Below are 16,366 nucleotides of genomic sequence, written 5' to 3'. Positions count from 1 at the left end.
CCCTTATTACCCCAGCTGCCCCGAACGAAACTGACCACATCCGCCACTTCCTGATCCGACAGCCGCCAGGCGAACGCCGGCATGGTGAAGGTCGAAGGTGCCGTATGCGTCGCCGGCAACGTGCCGCCGTTCAACACGATGTTGATCAACGAGGTTGCATCCGCCGTCTGCAATACCGGGTTGCCCGCCAGCGCCGGGAACACGCGGGTGTAGCCGTGGCCGTCGGTACGGTGGCAGGCCGCGCAGTTGTCGATGTACACCGAGGCACCCGGCTTGCTGTCATCGCCCTTCCAGAGCGCGTCGGCGACCTGCTTGTCGTACTGATGCGGCTGGTCCTTGGGATCCACCGCCGGCAGGGTCTTGAGGTAACGGGCGATAGCCGTCAGGTCCTCTTCCGACATGTACTGCATGCTGTGGACCACAACGTCGCTCATGCCGCCAAACACCGCGCTGCGATCACTGCGCCCGGTCTTGAGGAATTGCACCAGTTGGTCTTCGCTCCAGCTACCCAGGCCGTCCTTGTGGTCGCCCCGCAGGCTTTTGGCAATCCAGCCTTCCAGCGGCGCACTGCCGGACAGGAAAGCGCTGCCATCCGACGCACTCAGGGATTTTTCCTGCATGGTCAGGGCCCGTGGTGTGTGGCAAGCGCCGCAGTGGCCGAGGCCTTCCACCAGATACGCGCCACGGCTGATCACCGGATCGGCGCCCGCCTGGGCCTTGTAGTCCTCGACCTTGGGCGCAAACATCCAGCGCCATCCGGCCAACGGCCAGCGCATGCTCAACGGCCAGGGAATGTCGCTGTCCTTGTTCACCTGCGCCACCGGCTCCACGCCCTTCATGAAGTACGCGTACAGCGCCTGCATGTCGCTTTCGCTGACCCGCGCGTAAGACGGGTAGGGCATCGCCGGGTAAAGCGTACTACCGTTCTTGGCGACGCCATGGCGCACGGCCTGGTCGAAGTCTTCGAAGCTGTAGTCGCCCAGGCCGGTTTTATCCGGGGTGATGTTGGTGGAGTAGATGGTGCCGATCGGGGTTTCCATCGGCAGGCCACCGGCGAACGGTTTGCCGCCCTTGGCGGTGTGGCAGGCCACACAGTCACCGGCGCGAGCCAGGTATTCACCCTGTTTGACCAGATCGGTTTCAGCCGCACTCACCGAGCAGCTGCTGAACAAAGCCAGGGACGCGATAACAAATGCTTTCATGGTCATCGCTCCTTATGCCTGAACCAGTGGGCCGGGGTTTTTCAGGTACTGCTCGCGAATTGCCCGCGCCGACCAGTAGGTCAGCGCCGCCACCAGGCCCGTAGGGTTGTAGCCCAAGCCTTGTGGGAACGCGGAAGCGCCCGGGACAAACACGTTGTGTACGTCCCAGCACTGCAGGTAGCGGTTCAAGGCACTGGTTTTCGGGTCGGTGCCCATGATCGCGCCACCGTTGAGGTGGGTGGTCTGGTAGGACGCGGTGTTGAAGTGCTCGCCCACCTTTTTGCCCAGCAAGGCAATCGCCTTGGGGTTCATCGCTTCGGCGATCTTGCTCATTTTTTCGACCATGAAGCGGTTCATCTTGATGTCGTTTTCCTGCCAGTCGAAGGTCATGCGCAGCAGCGGCAGGCCGTAGGCATCGCGGTAAACCGGGTCCAGGTCGAGGTAGTTGCCACGGTAGGATTGGTGGGCGCCATGGGCATCCATCGACACCTGATGGGTGTAGTAATCAGCCGTGGCGCGCTTCCACGCGCTGCCCCAGGCCGGCGTGCCCGGCGGGTTGGAGGTGCCCGCAATCGGCCGGCTGCCCGCCTGGTTGACCCACATCGGCGAGCCGCCCACAAAGCCGTGCGGCCCATGGTCGAAGTTGTCGGCGTTGAAGTCATCGACCGCCACGCCATTGCCGCCGGCACCGATGAAGTTGTTGGTGTGCACGTCCTTGTCGAAGAACGCCTTGATGGTGGCCATGTTCTGGTAGGCGAAGTTGCGGCCCACCACGCCCTCACCGGAGATCGGGTCGTAGGGTTTGCCGATGCCCGACAGCAGCATCAGGCGCACGTTGTTGAACTGGAAGGAACCGAGGATCACCAGGTCCGCCGGCTGCTCGCATTCCCGCCCCTGGGCGTCGACATACGTCACGCCGGTCGCCTTGCTCCTGGTGCTGTCGAGATTGACCTTCAGCACGTGGGAGTTGGGCCGCAGTTCGAACTTGGGTTCCTGGCGCAAGGCCGGCAGGATGTTCACGTTCGGCGAAGCCTTGGAATACATGTAGCAGACATAACCGCTGCAGAAGCCGCAGAAGTTGCACGGGCCCATCTGGGCGCCGTAAGGGTTGGTGTACGGCCCCGATGTATTCGCGGAAGGCAGGTTGTAGGGCTTGTACCCCACGGCCGTGGCGGCCTTCTGGAACAGCTGTGCGGAGACTGTGTTCTTCTGCGATTCCAGCGGGAAGTGATTGGAGCGATCCGGTGCGTAAGGGTTGCCGCCCTTACCTTCGCCCACCAACTGACCTTTCACCGTCCAGGCTTGCCCGGAGGTGCCGAAGACTTTCTCGGCATAGTCGAAAAATGGCTCCAGCTCTTCATAGCTGACGCCGAAATCCTGGATGGTCATGTCCTTGGGAATGAAGTTTTTCCCGTAGCGCTCTTCGTAATGGCTACGCATGCGCAACTCGATTGGGTCCACCCGAAAGTGCACGCCGGACCAGTGCAGGCCTGCACCGCCGACACCGTTGCCAGGCAGGAAAGCGCCCAGTTGGCGGTTGGGCATCGCCACGTCATTCACGCTATGGCGAATGGTCACGGTTTCCTTGGAGATGTCCTGGAAGAGCTTTTTACGCACGCTGTAGGTCAGTTCGTCGATGACCTGGGGATAGTTGCCGTCCGGGTAGGTGTCCTGCATCGGGCCGCGCTCCAGCGCTACCACGTTGAGGCCAGCTTCCGTCAGCTCCTTGGCCATGATCGCGCCGGTCCAGCCAAAGCCGACAATCACTGCATCCACTTTCTTCATGATGGTCGCCACGTTTACGCCCTCTCGCCACGGATCGAAACAGCCGGGAAGGGGTATTGCTCGTTGCGTTCAACCCAATCCATGAAATCGGCGCGGGCGCCGGGGAAGCCGATCATGGTCCAGCCGACCATGCCTTTGTTGCCACCGTGGACCGGGTCGCAAAAGAACCCTTCCTTGGTGTTTTGCAGCAACAGATTGAAGAAAATCTTCGGCGGGACGCTGTCGAACTGCGCGTCGCCGGCCTCCAGGCGCTGCAACAACTTTTCCTGGGTAGCGCTGTCTTGCTCGGCAAATAACTTACCGTTCATCGCTTTCGACCAGGCATCCATGGCAGCGATGCCCAGGCGGTAGATCTCCTTGGGCACCAATTTGCTCTGCCAGCCCATTTCAGGCGGCGCGTCGGCATTGAACGGGCCTTGCATGAACCACAGGGCACCCGCCGCGTACGGCGTGTTCATCTGACGGTCGATGTATTCCGGCGCGCCGGCTTCCAGGGCGCCTGGGCCCTGGTCGTCCGCCGGGATCAGGCGCGCAACGGCCGCGTTGATAAAGGCCCATTCCTCGGCAGTGAAATAGCTCGGCTCATAGGCCTTGCTGCTGACGGGCACCTTCTCCGGGCTGGCTTGAGCCGGTTCGGGAACCGCCATCAGCATCGAACCGCCCAGGCCCGTGCTGGCGACAGTGACCACGGGGATCAAGGTCAAGGATTTGCGTAAAAACTCACGCCGGGGGTTGTCTTGATCTTGATCAGACATGGTGGCACCTCATCATGTGGTCACGGATTTATCAGCCGCTTCGAGGAACGACTTATAGTTTTGGCAGTAAATGGGATCCAAAGGACCCAAGGGGATAGAACACAGCAGCAATCAATAGTTACAAAGGATAGCAGGCTAAGGATCGGGGAAAATCGATTCAGCGCGAAAAAACCTGCTCGGAGCCGGCTTATTCACGATTCTTTGACGAGCACCTCACGCGGCATTGACCCCCTGTAGGCGAATCTGGGCCCCATCAGCCCCTTCCCTATTCGGTTACATCGCGCATGTTCAAGAATCAATTGCTGCCTGCCCTCAGCCTCGTGTTCATGGCGTTGTTCACCACCGCACCGTCCCAGGCCGAAGAGCTCACGCCCATCCGTTCATCGGAATGGGCCCAGCCTGTGGGCAATCAATACAACCTGTATCAAATGACGCCCACGCTCTATCGCAGCGGGCTGCCGGATAGCGGTGCTGTTCCTGTATTGGAAAAGCTCAAGATCGGAACGGTGATCAACTTTCTGCCCGAGTCAGATGCCAACTGGCTGAAATCACCCGGCATCAACCAGGTGCAATTGTCCTATCGCACCAACCATGTCGATGACGCCGATGTGCTCGCAGCGTTGCGCGCGATTCAGGATGCCGAAGCCAACGGCCCGGTGCTGATGCACTGCAAACACGGCTCCGACCGCACGGGCCTGATGGCGGCGATGTATCGGGTGGTGATTCAGGGATGGAGCAAGGAAGACGCGCTGAACGAAATGACCTTGGGCGGCTTCGGCGCCAGTAGCGGCTTCAAGGACGGCGTTCGCTACATGATGAAGGCGGATGTCGACAAGTTACGCACTGCACTGGCCAACGGCGAATGCAGCACCAGCGCCTTTGCGCTGTGCTCGATGAAAAGCTGGCTGAATACCGCGGACAACGCCAAAGACCCGGCCGAGGAAAAAACCGCCTGGGTGGTCGCTCCCTGAGCCATCAACCCAGGGAGCGCTTCTCGGTCAGTCTTTTTTCAGCTTCGGATTAGGGAAGAACTGCACCGCCTGCACCTTGGGGTCCGGTGCTTTCAACGCCGACGTATTGACCCGCGTACCCAATTCCTTGGGCACTGACAGACCTTGTTCATTCAGCGTGTCGGAGTAGCCGCAAGCCACGCATTCGCGGTGCGGAATATCGTCCTCGCTCCACATCATCAACTTATCCGGCTCGCTGCACGCCGGGCAGACTGCCCCGGCGATAAAGCGTTTTTTGGTTTTCACAGGTGCTTCACTCATGCTGCCGCGTCCTCACTCAGGCCGCTGTGGCGCAAGAGTGCGTCAATCGACGGCGCCCGTCCGCGGAAATCGACGAACAGCACCATCGGTGCCTGGGAACCGCCACGGGCCAGGATCGCCTCGCGGAACGCCCGGCCAGTCTCGGCATTGAGCACGCCATCTTCTTCGAACTTGGAGAAGGCATCGGCCGACAGCACTTCCGCCCACTTGTAGCTGTAGTAACCCGCGGCGTAACCGCCAGCGAAGATATGCGCGAAGCTGTTGGGGAAGCGGTTGTAGGCGGGCGGACGCATCACCGACACCTCATCACGCACGCCTTCCAGCACCTGCAGCACACTGCGGCCATCGCCGTGGGTAGCGTGCAGCTCGAAGTCGAACAGCGAGAACTCCAACTGGCGAACCATCATCAGGCCGGACTGGAAGTTCTTCGCCGCGAGCATTTTTTCCAGCAGGTCCTGAGGCAGCGGCTCACCGGTTTCATAGTGACCGGAAATCAGCGCCAGGCCTTCCGGCTCCCAGCACCAGTTTTCCATGAACTGGCTCGGCAACTCCACCGCATCCCAGGCCACGCCGTTGATGCCGGACACGCCGGCGTGCTCGACACGGGTCAACAGGTGGTGCAGGCCGTGGCCGAATTCGTGGAACAGCGTGGTCACTTCATTGTGGGTCAGCAGGGCAGGCTTGCCGCTGTCGGCCGGGGTGAAGTTGCACACCAGGTTGGCCACCGGGCTTTGCAGCACGCCATCAACCGTGCGGCGACGGTCACGGGCGCCGTCCATCCAGGCACCCCCACGCTTGTTGGCGCGGGCATACAGGTCGAAGAAGAAGCGGCCGACGTGCTGGCCGTTTTCCTTGATTTCAAACAGGCGAACATCCGGGTGCCAGGTGTCGAAGCCTTTCTGCTCGGCGATCTCGATGCCATACAGGCGTTGCACGATGGCGAACAGGCCGCTGAGTACCTTGTCGATCGGGAAGTAGGCGCGCAGGGCTTCCTGGGAAACGCTGTAACGCTGCTCACGCAGTTTTTCGCCGTAGAAACCGCTGTCCCAGCTTTGCAGGTCCGCGCAGCCTTGTTCGGCGGCATAGGCCTTGAGCTGTTGCAGGTCCTGGGTGGCAAACGGCTTGCTGCGCTTGGCCAGGTCACGCAGGAAGCTCAGCACCTGGTCGCTGGACTCGGCCATTTTGGTGGCCAGGCTCAGCTCGGAGAACGAGGCGAAGCCCAGCAGTTGCGCCAGCTCCTGACGCAGGTCGAGGATCTGTTCCATGACCGGGCCGTTATCGTTCTGACCGGCATTCGGGCCTTGGTCCGACGCGCGGGTGCAGTAGGCTGCGTAGATTTCTTCACGCAGGGCGCGGTCGTGGGCGTAGGTCATCACCGCGTAGTAGCTTGGGAATTCCAGGGTGATCAGCCAGCCGTCGAGGCCCTTGGCCTGGGCAGTCGCAGCCATTTGCGCCTTGGAGGAATCGGTCAGGCCGGCGAGGGTTGCTTCGTCAGTGACGTGCTTGGTCCAGGCCTGGGTGGCATCGAGCAATTGGTTGGAGAACTTGCTGCCCAGTTCGGAGAGCTTGCTCTGCACTTCGGCATAACGCTTTTGCTGCTCAGGCGGCAAATCGATACCCGACAGACGGAAGTCCCGCAGGGAGTGTTCCAGGATGGTTTTTTGCGCCACGTCGAAGCCGGCGGCTTCCGGGCTGTTGGCCAGGGCGTCGAAGGCCTGGAACAACTCGCGGTTCTGGCCCATCTCGGTGGAGTAGGCGCTCAGTGCCGGCAGGCACGCCTCGTAGGCTTCCCGCAGTTCGGCGCTGTTGCACACGGCATTCAGGTGGCTGACCGGGCTCCAGGCGGCGCCCAGGCGGTCATTGAGTTCGTCCATGGCCAGGACCAGCCCGGCCCAGGTCGGATTTTTACCCTGGCTTTGCAGGATGCCTTCGATGGCGACGCGGTTGTCGGCGAGGATCTGTTCAATGGCCGGCTGTACGTGCTCGGCACGGATCGCCGAGAACGGCGGCAGGTCGTAGGACTGCAGAAGAGGGTTGTTCGCGCTCACGGTTGGCACCTTGGCTGAAGAAACATGTAAGAACAAAGATGGGGCCATCTTAATTACAATCAACGCCCACCGCAGCTATCAGCAGAAGAGAGAGAGCCTATCGTGACCCTTCGCACCTACCAGAATCACACGCCGGCCCTGGCCGCCGGGGCTTTCGTCGATGCATCGGCGGTGGTGATCGGCGACGTCGAAATCGGCACCGACAGCTCGGTATGGCCGCTGACGGTGATCCGCGGCGACATGCACCGCATCCGCATCGGTGCGCGCACCAGCGTGCAGGACGGCTGCGTGCTGCACATTACCCACGCAGGCCCCTTCAATCCTGATGGTTTCCCGCTGCTGATCGGCGACGATGTGACCATTGCCCACAAGGTCATGCTGCATGGCTGCACGGTAGGCAGCCGGATCCTGATCGGCATGGGCAGCATTGTGATGGACGGCGCCGTGGTGGAAGACGAGGTGATCATCGGCGCCGGCAGCCTGGTGCCGCCGGGCAAGAAACTTGAGAGCGGTTTTTTGTATGTTGGCAGCCCGGTTAAACAAATCCGCCCGCTGACTGACAAGGAACGGGCATTTTTCACCTACAGCGCCGCGAACTACGTAAAGCTCAAAGACCTGCACCTGGCCGAAGGCTTCGACCAATGACAAGGACACCCATGCATTACCAGACCGTTTTGTTCGACCTCGATGGCACCCTCACCGACCCGCGCGAAGGCATCACCCGCTCGATCCAGTACGCCCTCGCCAAACTGGGGATCGATGAGCCGGACCTGACCAAACTTGAGCACTTTATCGGCCCGCCGCTGCTGCAAGCGTTCATGCAGTTTTATGGCTTCGACGAAGCCAAGGCCTGGGAGGCGGTGAATTTCTACCGCGAGCGCTTCAAGGTCACCGGCCTGTACGAAAACCGCGTGTTCGACGGCGTGATGCCGCTGCTTGAGGAATTGAATGGCCAGGGCCGCCAGCTGTATGTAGCCACGTCCAAGCCTTGGGTATTTGCCCGGGAAATCGCCCGGCATTTTGATTTCGCCAAGCACTTCAAGGTGATCTACGGCAGCGAGCTGGACGGCACGCGCACCAACAAGGTCGAGTTGATCGCCCACCTGATGGCGCAAGAAAGCCTGGACCCGGCCAGCACCTTGATGATTGGCGACCGCAAGCACGACCTGATCGGGGCCCGCAGCAATGGGCTGGATTCGGCGGCAGTGGGTTATGGGTTTGGCAGCCGTGAAGAGCTGAGTGCCGAGGCGCCGACCTGGCATTTCGAAACGTTGGCCGAGATGCATCAGGCGTTTTTGCAACGGCCTTGAATGCGCTATCGCAGGCAAGCCAGCTCCCACATTTGATCACGGTCGGCCAAGACAACTCAGTCAAATGTGGGAGCCGGGCTTGCCCGCCATGAGGCCCTACCGGCCAACCACTTGCCCGGATCCCTCCAACGCCCTCAGGGCCGCCTTGCGCTGATCCACCGGCAACCCGCCCAGCTTCTCCACCGCCGCAAAGAACCTCGGCCAATCCCCGCCTTCCTGCCGGAACAACGCGACGAACGCCGGCACCCACTGGTCATACAGCCCAAACGGCAGCAACCTTGCGTTGTTCATCGGCAGGTTGACCCAGGCGTCATAACGCTTGTCGCCACCCCACTGGCTATCGCGCATGTGCCGGTAGTCACGGCGCAGGCGCTCGAATTCAGCGGCCTTGGCCTGGCGCATGGCATCTGCCGTCAGCGGCTGCGCATACAACTGCTCCAGGCGTTTGCGGGTATCGAGCACCAGCCGGGTGAACTGGTCGCGCTGTTTCAGCGCTGACTCGCTGGCAGGCGGCAAGCCTTGGGCGGCGCGCCATTGCCGGGTACCTTCCTGCTCGATGAAGGTGGCGTACGACTCGTTGAACTCGGTGTCGTCCTTCACATAAAACCGCTGGTGCGCCAGCTCATGAAAAATCAGCGTGGCCAGGCGCTCGTCCCCCCAGCTCATCATCGAACTCATGATCGGGTCGTTGAACCAGCCGAGGGTGGAATAGGCCTCCACGCCGCCAATCGACACATCCATCCCTTGCTGCTTCAACAAAGCCGCCTGGCCGCGTGCGGCGCCCTGGTTGTAGTAGCCGCGATAGGCCACGCAACCGGCAATCGGGAAGCAGTGGGTTTGCGGGGACAGGGAAAATTCAGGCGTGGCGAACACGTTCCAGACCACGTAAGGACGGCCGATATCGGCATACAGCCGGTAACTCTGGTTATCCGGCAGGTGCAGGTGTTCGCTGGCGAAGGTGCGGGCTTTCTGCGATTGCGCCAAGTGCTCGCGCAGCACCTGTGGCCGGGACGGGTCGGCGACGACCGCGGAGACCGGCTCCCGGGCACGCAGCAATTGCCATTGGCCGTCTGCCAGTTGGCTGTAATAACTGACGCTGGAACAGCCACTGAGCAACAGCAGCATCAAGCCGGGAAGCAAACGCCTGACCATTAAAACCTCTCGCCGGTAACCATCCCGCCAGACTATCTCGCCTGTGGAGAATTTTTCCATGGCGTGGCGTGTTTATACTCATAGGGAGCGTGCTGCCGAACGCAGCCGTTCAAAAAACCATTCCTACAGTTGAGTGCTTAACATGCGTCAGCTACTGCTTCCCGTCGCCGCGATTTTTCTCAGTGCCTGTGCGTCGACGCCACTACCGCCGGTTGATCCACATCAGGCCTGGGTCGACTTCGCTACCCCGACACCCGGCGCCAAGCTGGTAATGGCGCAACGCCTGGACGGGAAAAACCTGAACGACGGACGCTTCTTCCAGGTGCCGCCTGGCAGCCATGAGCTGATGGTACGTTTTGATTTCGAGGTGCCTACCGGCGGCAGTTTCGGCGGGTTTGGCCAAACCACTGACCGTACCTGCTTCATGACCCTGCAATACGACCGTTTCGAGGCAGGCCAGCGCTATCGCCTGGAAGGGCGCTCACTGGGCTACAACCCGAATATCCGGCTGTACAACAAAGCGGGTCAATTGCTGGCCGAAGAACGTAGCGTCAACTGCATCTGATCAGTCGTTGTTCTTCTGGTAGACGATGGCCTTGGTGCCATTCTCACAGCTGCCGACAACCATGGCGCTGTCGTGCTTGTCAGCTTCTTCCTTGGTGACGATTTCGAGGGTGTAGGACGGAACGGCATTCGCCTGGATTTTGACCTCGATCTCCTTCCTGAGCTCTTCACAATCTTTTGGCGCCGCCAGCGCCGACGTGGCCAGTGCACAGCAGATAACCGCCAAGGCAATACGTTTCATGTGTGAAGCTCCCTGAATGCACGCGCACGGGTGTGCGCTGAGTCTGCAATCGGCTATTCGACCACATTTGCACCTGCAGGGGCGAGCAAGCTCACCCCTGCAAGGGGGTTGCATCAACTAACCAGCGTGCCATCCAGGGTAATGGTTGCATTCAGCACCTTGGACACGGGGCATCCTTCCTTGGCCTTTTTGCTCAGCTCATCGAACTGCGCCTGGCTGGCGCCCGGGATCTTCGCCTTGAGGGTCAGGTGCACGGCAGTAATCGCAAAGCCACCGTCCACTTGGTCCAGGGTCACTTCGGCCTGGGTGTCGATGCTGTCGGCCTTGAGCCCGGCATCGCCGAGAATCATGGAAAACGCCATGGAGAAACAACCGGCATGGGCTGCGCCGATCAGTTCTTCAGGGTTGGTGCCCTTGCCACCTTCGAAACGGGCCTTGAAGCCGTAAGGCGCTTCACGCAGAACGCCGGTTTCGGTGGAAATGGAACCCAGGCCAGTCTTCAGGTCGCCTTCCCAATGCGCGGATGCTTTTTTAACAATACTCATAGCGGTCTCCTCGAACGGTGGTTTTGCGTCAGTAAGGGTTCTGAGGATAGACGCCACGGCAAAGTTCATCTTGTCGGAGAAACCTAGCGATTAAGTAGGAAATTTCACCATCGCTATTGAATCTCGGGTATATGCCCTCATTGCATAGGACATGCACATGAAGCGGCAGGTTTTGGTTCGTCTAAGAAGCCTGCGCCCCCATTGGAGAAGCAGGCTTATGAAATCGCTGTCCGACGTAAAGTTCTCGACCCTCGACCTCGTGCCCGTGCGCGCCAACGGCAGCCCGGCGCAGTCGCTGCGCAATTCCCTGGACCTGGCCCAGCACGTGGAAAAATTCGGCTACAACCGTTTCTGGGTCGCCGAACACCACAATATGGACGGCATCGCGAGCTCGGCGACCTCGGTATTGCTGGGTTACCTGGCCGGCGGCACCTCGACGATCCGTGTCGGTTCCGGTGGCGTGATGCTGCCCAACCACGCGCCGTTGGTGATCGCCGAGCAGTTCGGCACCCTGGAAAGCCTGTACCCGGGCCGCATCGACCTGGGCCTTGGCCGCGCACCAGGCTCCGACCAGATGACCGCCCGCGCGCTGCGCCGTGAACGCTCCGGCAGCGCCGATGATTTCCCGGAAGACGTGGCTGAACTGATGGCCTACCTCGGCCCGCGCACTCCGGACCAGCGAGTGATCGCCGTACCCGGCACCGGCACCAACGTCCCGGTATGGCTGCTGGGTTCAAGCCTGTTCAGTGCGCAACTGGCAGGCGAGCGCGGTTTGCCTTACGCCTTTGCCTCGCATTTCGCACCGCGCCTGATGCATGAAGCGATTCGCGTCTATCGCAACCACTTCAAGCCTTCGGCCGTGCTGGACAAGCCCTATGTGATGCTCGGCATCCCGCTGGTGGCCGCCGACACCGATGAGCAAGCCGACTACCTGGCCACCTCGGTGTACCAGCGAATTCTCGCTTTGATGCGTGGGCAAAGCCTGGTGCAGCGCCCGCCGGTCAAGACCATGGACGGGCTGTGGCTGCCCCATGAGAAAGACGCGGTCGGCAGTTTCCTCGGCCTGGCCATGGTGGGCAGCCCGCAGAAGATCCGCGCCAAGCTGGAAGTGCTGGTGGAGCAGACCGGCGCGGATGAGCTGATCTTCACCTGTGACCTGTACGAGCATGCCGACCGGATTCATTCCTACGAGCTGCTGGCGCAGGTCATGAAGGGCTGAATCCAGGAGTGAGGCGGGACGCAGAGCATCCCAGGCTTCATTCCCACGCGGAGCGAGGGATCGCAGGCATAAAAAAACCGACGCACTTGCGTCGGTTTTTTACGTCTGCAACACGGGATCACCCGCGCTTGTAGGCGATTTCCTTGGTACCGGCTTCACAGCTGCCGACAACCGTGTGGTCACTAGGTGCAGCACCTTTGTCCACGATTTCCAGGGAGTAGCCCGAAGCGCCTTTAGCGTCGATTTTCGCCGCAATCTCGCTTTTCAGCTCTTCACAAGGCTTGCCCGCCGCCAGGGCCGTGCCCGCAATGCTCAACAAACCTACCGCCAACAAAAAGTTCTTCATCCGTCACTTCCTTGGGTTGATCGAAAGGAAGCACGCCGACGCTCGTCACGTCGACGTGCCTAAAGGTTGTAGCGGAGTTTATGGCAATCGGCCAGCGCGCAAGTTCAACCGGCTCAATCAACTACTGGCAATTCGGAACCCCACCTTGAGGGTGACCTGGAAATGCGCAGCCTTGCCGTCCTTGATGTGGCCACGGGTTTCGGTCACTTCAAACCACTCCAAGTGCTTGATGCTCTTGCTGGCTTCAGCCAGGGCGTTGTTGATGGCTTCCTCGATGCTGGTCGCGGAAGAGCCCACCAGTTCGACTTTCTTGTAGGTGTGATGATCACTCATAAGTTTTTCTCCTGGGGTCGTTAATCAAGACTAGCAGTGAATTCTCGTACTGCTTCTGGCGGCTATTGCGATGTGAAAGTTCAGATTTACTGCACTTTCTGAAACCGCCGCAGTCGGAAACAACACACGCCACTCAATCACTCCAGGAGAGCCCACATGGCCAACACCTCTTTACGCAAAGCGTCATTGGAAAGCATGGAAGCCGAGATTTCGAGCCTGCTCAAATCTTTGGAAAGCCTCAAGGACGATGCGTCTGACGAGTCGCGCAAAACCCTGAAGGCCCTGAAAAGCAATGCCGAGAACGCTCTCAAGCATTCCCGCCACCTGATCAGCGATGCCTACGAAGAAAGCAAAGTCAAAATCCGCGAAACCGGTGTTGCAACACGGGACTACGCGCAAGAGCATCCATGGACTACCGCCGGTGTCGCCGTCGGCGCGCTGGGTTTGCTGGCGGCTTACTTGCTGTGCAAACGCGGCGACTAAACGTCCTGGCGCGCAAGCTCAGCCTTGAGCCACTGCGCCAGTTGCCCGGCGCGCCCATCTGCGGCGCGCTTGGGTAGCCACAACGCCAGTTGCGCCGGGGTTTCACTGAAACCCCACGGCGCAACCAGGCGACCCGCTCGCAGGTCCTCTGCCACCAGCGGCTCAGGCGCAATTGCTACCCCTAGCCCGGCCACCGCCGCCTCCAGCAAATAATACAAATGCTCAAACCCCTGACCGTACTTCAACGCGCCAGCATCGATCCCATGGTGCTGCGCCCAGCTGGGCCAGGCTTGCGGGCGTGAGGTAGTGTGCAACAGGGCCTCACTCAGCAGCGCCTCGGGAGGCGCCTGGCGCAATCGCTCGTAATGGGCAAAACGCGGGCTCATGACCGGGCCGATGCGTTCGCTGGCCAATTCGTACACCTGCATATCCGCCGGCCATGGAGGTTCGGCGAACACCAGCAGCGCGTCCAGGCCGGGGCGACGCGGGTCAAGATCGCCTTCACCCGCCGACAGATGCAGGCGCAAATCCGGCAACTCGGCGTTCAGGCGCCCCAGACGCGGAATAAACCAGCGCGCCAGCAGGCTGCCGGAGCAGCCGAGCACAAACGGCGCATCGGCACTGCTTTGCGTGAGCTCGGCGCAAGTGTCCCTCAGTCGCTCGAAGGCCTCGAAACTCGCATCCCGCAGACGAATGCCGGCATCTGTGAGTTTGAGGCCGCGCCCGTCCTTGGCGAACAGGCTGACGCCAAGGTGTTCTTCCAACACCTTGAGCTGCCGGCTGACCGCACCATGGGTCACGTGCAGTTGCTCAGCGGCCTGGCTAACGCTGTTCAGGCGCGCAGTCGCCTCAAAAGCGCGCAAGGCATTCAGCGGTGGGAGGTCTCGGCTCATCTGTGAGTTTTCCTGACAGGTTGTGGCGATCTTATCGGTTTTCACGTGGAAGCGTCAGGGGTAGAGTGACCGTCATTGCCTCTTACACATTTTCTACCTGGAGCGTCCCATGACTCAGACCCAGACCGATTTACGCAACGGCCCGGATGCCAATGGCCTGTTTGGTTCGTTCGGCGGCCGCTACGTGGCGGAAACCCTGATGCCGTTGATCCTTGACCTGGCCCGCGAATACGAAGCGGCCAAGATCGATCCGGCCTTCAACGAAGAACTGGCCTACTTCCAGCGCGACTACGTCGGACGCCCAAGCCCGCTGTACTTCGCCGAGCGCCTGACCGAGTTCTGCGGTGGCGCCAAGATCTACCTCAAACGCGAAGAGCTGAACCACACCGGCGCCCACAAGATCAACAACTGCATCGGCCAGATCCTGCTGGCGCGGCGCATGGGTAAAAAACGCATCATCGCCGAGACCGGCGCCGGCATGCACGGTGTGGCCACTGCCACCGTCGCCGCGCGTTTCGGCCTGCAATGCGTCATCTACATGGGCACCACCGACATCGAGCGCCAGCAGGCCAACGTATTTCGCATGAAGCTGCTGGGCGCTGAAGTGATCCCGGTAGTCGCCGGTACCGGCACCCTGAAAGACGCGATGAACGAAGCCCTGCGTGACTGGGTCACCAACGTCGACAGCACCTTCTACCTGATCGGCACCGTGGCCGGCCCGCACCCGTACCCGGCGATGGTTCGCGACTTCCAGGCCGTGATCGGCAAGGAAACCCGTACCCAGCTGCAGGCCCAGGAAGGCCGTCTGCCCGACAGCCTGGTGGCGTGCATCGGCGGCGGTTCCAATGCCATGGGCCTGTTCCATCCGTTCCTGGATGACACCAGCGTCGAAATCATCGGCGTTGAAGCGGCCGGCTACGGCATCGAGACCGGCAAACACGCGGCCAGCCTCAACGGCGGCGTACCGGGTGTGCTCCACGGCAACCGTACCTTCCTGTTGCAGGACGACGATGGCCAGATCATCGACGCCCACTCGATCTCCGCGGGCCTCGACTACCCGGGCATCGGCCCTGAACACGCCTGGTTGCACGACATCGGCCGCGTCCAGTACACCTCGGTGACCGACGACGAAGCCCTCGACGCCTTTCACAAATGCTGCCGCCTGGAAGGGATTATTCCTGCACTGGAAAGCGCCCACGCCTTGGCCGAAGTGTTCAAGCGCGCGCCGACCTTGCCGAAAGATCACCTGATGGTGGTCAACCTGTCCGGCCGTGGCGACAAAGACATGCAAACCGTGATGCACCACATGGAACAGTCCAAGCAGGAGAAACACTAAATGAGCCGCCTGCAAACACGTTTTGCGCAACTGAAAGAACAAAACCGCGCCGCCCTGGTGACCTTCGTCACCGCTGGCGACCCGGGGTATGACACCTCGCTGGCGATCCTCAAAGGGTTGCCGGCGGCCGGCGCCGATGTGATCGAACTGGGCATGCCGTTCACCGACCCGATGGCTGACGGCCCGGCCATTCAACTGGCCAACATCCGCGCGCTGACCGCCAAGCAGAACCTCACGAAAACCCTGCAAATGGTTCGCGAGTTCCGCGAGGGCAACAGCGACACGCCGCTGGTGCTGATGGGCTACTTCAACCCGATCCACATGTACGGCGTGCCACGCTTCATCAGCGATGCGAAAGAAGCCGGCGTCGACGGCCTGATCGTGGTCGACATGCCGCCGGAACATAACGGCGAGCTGTGCGACCCGGCCCAGGCTGCCGGTATCGACTTTATCCGCCTGACCACGCCGACCACCGACGACGCGCGCCTGCCGACCGTGCTCAACGGCAGCTCAGGGTTTGTGTACTACGTGTCGGTGGCCGGTGTGACCGGTGCCGGTGCCGCGACCCTGGAACACGTCGAAGAGGCCGTGACCCGTCTGCGTCGGCATACCGACCTGCCGATCAGCATCGGTTTCGGCATCCGCACCCCGGAGCAGGCCGCTGCAATCGCCCGCCTGGCAGACGGTGTGGTGGTGGGGTCGGCACTGATCGACCACATCGCCAACGCCAGCAATGATCAACAGGCCATCGACGGTGTATTGACCCTGTGCTCTGCGCTGTCGGAAGGTGTACGCAACGCCCGTAAGTAAGCGGCTCGTAAGCGGTAGGTAAAGTTCCTGATACAGAGGAATCATGCTGGCAAATCAGTACCTAAGCTAACAA

The 16,366-nt window shown here is 60.9% G+C and carries 19 protein-coding genes; 8 read left to right on the top strand and 11 right to left on the bottom strand.

The window, feature by feature from the left end:
• The 3 genes from JV201_RS00270 to JV201_RS00260 form a co-directional block, all read right to left on the bottom strand.
• A partial coding sequence (locus JV201_RS00270) for a c-type cytochrome (protein ID WP_374707355.1) occupies nucleotides 1-1,202 on the bottom strand: 1,202 nt, incomplete at its 3' end.
• 12 nt (nucleotides 1,203-1,214) lie between these two features.
• Entirely contained in the window at nucleotides 1,215-2,999 is a 1,785-nt protein-coding gene (locus JV201_RS00265) for a GMC family oxidoreductase (RefSeq protein ID WP_003214867.1), read from the bottom strand.
• A gap of 2 nt (nucleotides 3,000-3,001) precedes the next feature.
• On the bottom strand, nucleotides 3,002-3,742 hold the full coding sequence (locus JV201_RS00260; RefSeq protein ID WP_219406354.1) for a gluconate 2-dehydrogenase subunit 3 family protein: 741 nt from the start codon (nucleotides 3,740-3,742) through the stop codon (nucleotides 3,002-3,004).
• A gap of 284 nt (nucleotides 3,743-4,026) precedes the next feature.
• Here JV201_RS00260 and JV201_RS00255 point away from each other — a divergent pair, with 284 nt between their 5' ends.
• Nucleotides 4,027-4,713 carry a tyrosine-protein phosphatase gene (locus JV201_RS00255; RefSeq protein ID WP_219406353.1) on the top strand — a complete coding sequence of 229 codons (687 nt, stop codon included), beginning with the start codon at nucleotides 4,027-4,029 and terminating at the stop codon, nucleotides 4,711-4,713.
• 27 nt (nucleotides 4,714-4,740) lie between these two features.
• On the opposite strand, the gene JV201_RS00250 is transcribed toward JV201_RS00255, so the two are convergent.
• Both JV201_RS00250 and prlC read right to left on the bottom strand, forming a co-directional pair.
• Nucleotides 4,741-5,013, bottom strand: coding sequence for a YheV family putative zinc ribbon protein (locus tag JV201_RS00250; protein ID WP_219406352.1), 273 nt, complete (start codon nucleotides 5,011-5,013; stop codon nucleotides 4,741-4,743).
• Complete coding sequence (gene prlC / locus JV201_RS00245) at nucleotides 5,010-7,109, bottom strand: oligopeptidase A (protein WP_219406351.1); 2,100 nt, start codon at nucleotides 7,107-7,109, stop codon at nucleotides 5,010-5,012. Before prlC ends, JV201_RS00250 begins: the two co-directional genes overlap by 4 nt.
• 54 nt (nucleotides 7,110-7,163) lie before the next feature.
• Here prlC and JV201_RS00240 point away from each other — a divergent pair, with 54 nt between their 5' ends.
• Nucleotides 7,164-7,706 carry a gamma carbonic anhydrase family protein gene (locus tag JV201_RS00240; protein ID WP_003214876.1) on the top strand — a complete coding sequence of 181 codons (543 nt, stop codon included), beginning with the start codon at nucleotides 7,164-7,166 and terminating at the stop codon, nucleotides 7,704-7,706.
• Nucleotides 7,707-7,717: 11 nt separating this feature from the next.
• Complete coding sequence (locus JV201_RS00235; protein WP_008439600.1) at nucleotides 7,718-8,371, top strand: HAD family hydrolase; 654 nt, start codon at nucleotides 7,718-7,720, stop codon at nucleotides 8,369-8,371.
• A gap of 96 nt (nucleotides 8,372-8,467) precedes the next feature.
• Here JV201_RS00235 and JV201_RS00230 read toward each other — a convergent pair whose 3' ends face one another.
• Nucleotides 8,468-9,523 (bottom strand): aminopeptidase, encoded by a 1,056-nt coding sequence (locus JV201_RS00230; protein WP_219406350.1) that lies wholly within the window; start codon nucleotides 9,521-9,523, stop codon nucleotides 8,468-8,470.
• Between the two features lie 142 nt (nucleotides 9,524-9,665).
• On the opposite strand from JV201_RS00230, the gene JV201_RS00225 reads away from it, so the two are divergent.
• Nucleotides 9,666-10,088 carry a hypothetical protein gene (locus JV201_RS00225; protein WP_032899915.1) on the top strand — a complete coding sequence of 141 codons (423 nt, stop codon included), beginning with the start codon at nucleotides 9,666-9,668 and terminating at the stop codon, nucleotides 10,086-10,088.
• On the opposite strand, the gene JV201_RS00220 is transcribed toward JV201_RS00225, so the two are convergent.
• The gene (locus tag JV201_RS00220) at nucleotides 10,089-10,328 is read right to left on the bottom strand and encodes a DUF1161 domain-containing protein (protein WP_003214887.1); all 240 of its coding nucleotides are present in this window, start codon (nucleotides 10,326-10,328) and stop codon (nucleotides 10,089-10,091) included. It lies immediately after the preceding gene.
• 113 nt (nucleotides 10,329-10,441) lie between these two features.
• Complete coding sequence (locus tag JV201_RS00215) at nucleotides 10,442-10,873, bottom strand: OsmC family protein (RefSeq protein ID WP_008439587.1); 432 nt, start codon at nucleotides 10,871-10,873, stop codon at nucleotides 10,442-10,444.
• 217 nt (nucleotides 10,874-11,090) lie between these two features.
• On the opposite strand from JV201_RS00215, the gene JV201_RS00210 reads away from it, so the two are divergent.
• Complete coding sequence (locus JV201_RS00210) at nucleotides 11,091-12,092, top strand: LLM class flavin-dependent oxidoreductase (protein WP_087694564.1); 1,002 nt, start codon at nucleotides 11,091-11,093, stop codon at nucleotides 12,090-12,092.
• A gap of 118 nt (nucleotides 12,093-12,210) precedes the next feature.
• Here JV201_RS00210 and JV201_RS00205 read toward each other — a convergent pair whose 3' ends face one another.
• Together JV201_RS00205 and JV201_RS00200 are read right to left on the bottom strand one after the other, a co-directional pair.
• Nucleotides 12,211-12,438 carry a DUF1161 domain-containing protein gene (locus tag JV201_RS00205; RefSeq protein ID WP_003214893.1) on the bottom strand — a complete coding sequence of 76 codons (228 nt, stop codon included), beginning with the start codon at nucleotides 12,436-12,438 and terminating at the stop codon, nucleotides 12,211-12,213.
• 117 nt (nucleotides 12,439-12,555) lie between these two features.
• The gene (locus JV201_RS00200) at nucleotides 12,556-12,771 is read right to left on the bottom strand and encodes a dodecin (RefSeq protein WP_008439585.1); all 216 of its coding nucleotides are present in this window, start codon (nucleotides 12,769-12,771) and stop codon (nucleotides 12,556-12,558) included.
• Between the two features lie 156 nt (nucleotides 12,772-12,927).
• On the opposite strand from JV201_RS00200, the gene JV201_RS00195 reads away from it, so the two are divergent.
• Complete coding sequence (locus tag JV201_RS00195) at nucleotides 12,928-13,254, top strand: YqjD family protein (protein WP_003170746.1); 327 nt, start codon at nucleotides 12,928-12,930, stop codon at nucleotides 13,252-13,254.
• On the opposite strand, the gene JV201_RS00190 is transcribed toward JV201_RS00195, so the two are convergent.
• Nucleotides 13,251-14,147 carry a LysR family transcriptional regulator gene (locus JV201_RS00190; protein ID WP_008439584.1) on the bottom strand — a complete coding sequence of 299 codons (897 nt, stop codon included), beginning with the start codon at nucleotides 14,145-14,147 and terminating at the stop codon, nucleotides 13,251-13,253. The two genes, JV201_RS00195 and JV201_RS00190, sit on opposite strands and share 4 nt — an antisense overlap.
• A 109-nt stretch (nucleotides 14,148-14,256) precedes the next feature.
• Between JV201_RS00190 and trpB the strand changes: the two genes are divergently transcribed.
• Nucleotides 14,257-15,483: a tryptophan synthase subunit beta gene (trpB, locus tag JV201_RS00185; RefSeq protein ID WP_003214899.1), complete on the top strand. Its 1,227-nt coding sequence runs from the start codon at nucleotides 14,257-14,259 to the stop codon at nucleotides 15,481-15,483.
• Nucleotides 15,484-16,293 (top strand): tryptophan synthase subunit alpha, encoded by an 810-nt coding sequence (gene trpA, locus JV201_RS00180; RefSeq protein ID WP_003214901.1) that lies wholly within the window; start codon nucleotides 15,484-15,486, stop codon nucleotides 16,291-16,293.
• Nucleotides 16,294-16,366 lie beyond the last annotated feature (73 nt).

The sequence above is a fragment of the Pseudomonas sp. Colony2 genome, assembly GCF_019382755.1.
GTDB lineage: Bacteria > Pseudomonadota > Gammaproteobacteria > Pseudomonadales > Pseudomonadaceae > Aquipseudomonas.
Note: the sequence above shows the minus strand (reverse complement) of the source record. Positions and strands in the feature narration are given on the sequence as shown.

Coding starts and splice junctions, on each gene's coding strand:
- JV201_RS00225 (WP_032899915.1), top strand. CDS start 9,666: ATGCGTCAGCTACTGCTTCCCGTCGCCGCGATTTTTCTCAGTGCCTGT.
- JV201_RS00255 (WP_219406353.1), top strand. CDS start 4,027: ATGTTCAAGAATCAATTGCTGCCTGCCCTCAGCCTCGTGTTCATGGCG.
- JV201_RS00230 (WP_219406350.1), bottom strand. CDS start 9,523: ATGGTCAGGCGTTTGCTTCCCGGCTTGATGCTGCTGTTGCTCAGTGGC.
- JV201_RS00250 (WP_219406352.1), bottom strand. CDS start 5,013: ATGAGTGAAGCACCTGTGAAAACCAAAAAACGCTTTATCGCCGGGGCA.
- JV201_RS00195 (WP_003170746.1), top strand. CDS start 12,928: ATGGCCAACACCTCTTTACGCAAAGCGTCATTGGAAAGCATGGAAGCC.
- JV201_RS00210 (WP_087694564.1), top strand. CDS start 11,091: ATGAAATCGCTGTCCGACGTAAAGTTCTCGACCCTCGACCTCGTGCCC.
- JV201_RS00215 (WP_008439587.1), bottom strand. CDS start 10,873: ATGAGTATTGTTAAAAAAGCATCCGCGCATTGGGAAGGCGACCTGAAG.
- JV201_RS00260 (WP_219406354.1), bottom strand. CDS start 3,742: ATGTCTGATCAAGATCAAGACAACCCCCGGCGTGAGTTTTTACGCAAA.
- JV201_RS00205 (WP_003214893.1), bottom strand. CDS start 12,438: ATGAAGAACTTTTTGTTGGCGGTAGGTTTGTTGAGCATTGCGGGCACG.
- JV201_RS00235 (WP_008439600.1), top strand. CDS start 7,718: ATGCATTACCAGACCGTTTTGTTCGACCTCGATGGCACCCTCACCGAC.
- trpA (WP_003214901.1), top strand. CDS start 15,484: ATGAGCCGCCTGCAAACACGTTTTGCGCAACTGAAAGAACAAAACCGC.
- JV201_RS00190 (WP_008439584.1), bottom strand. CDS start 14,147: ATGAGCCGAGACCTCCCACCGCTGAATGCCTTGCGCGCTTTTGAGGCG.
- prlC (WP_219406351.1), bottom strand. CDS start 7,109: ATGGCCCCATCTTTGTTCTTACATGTTTCTTCAGCCAAGGTGCCAACC.
- JV201_RS00200 (WP_008439585.1), bottom strand. CDS start 12,771: ATGAGTGATCATCACACCTACAAGAAAGTCGAACTGGTGGGCTCTTCC.
- trpB (WP_003214899.1), top strand. CDS start 14,257: ATGACTCAGACCCAGACCGATTTACGCAACGGCCCGGATGCCAATGGC.
- JV201_RS00220 (WP_003214887.1), bottom strand. CDS start 10,328: ATGAAACGTATTGCCTTGGCGGTTATCTGCTGTGCACTGGCCACGTCG.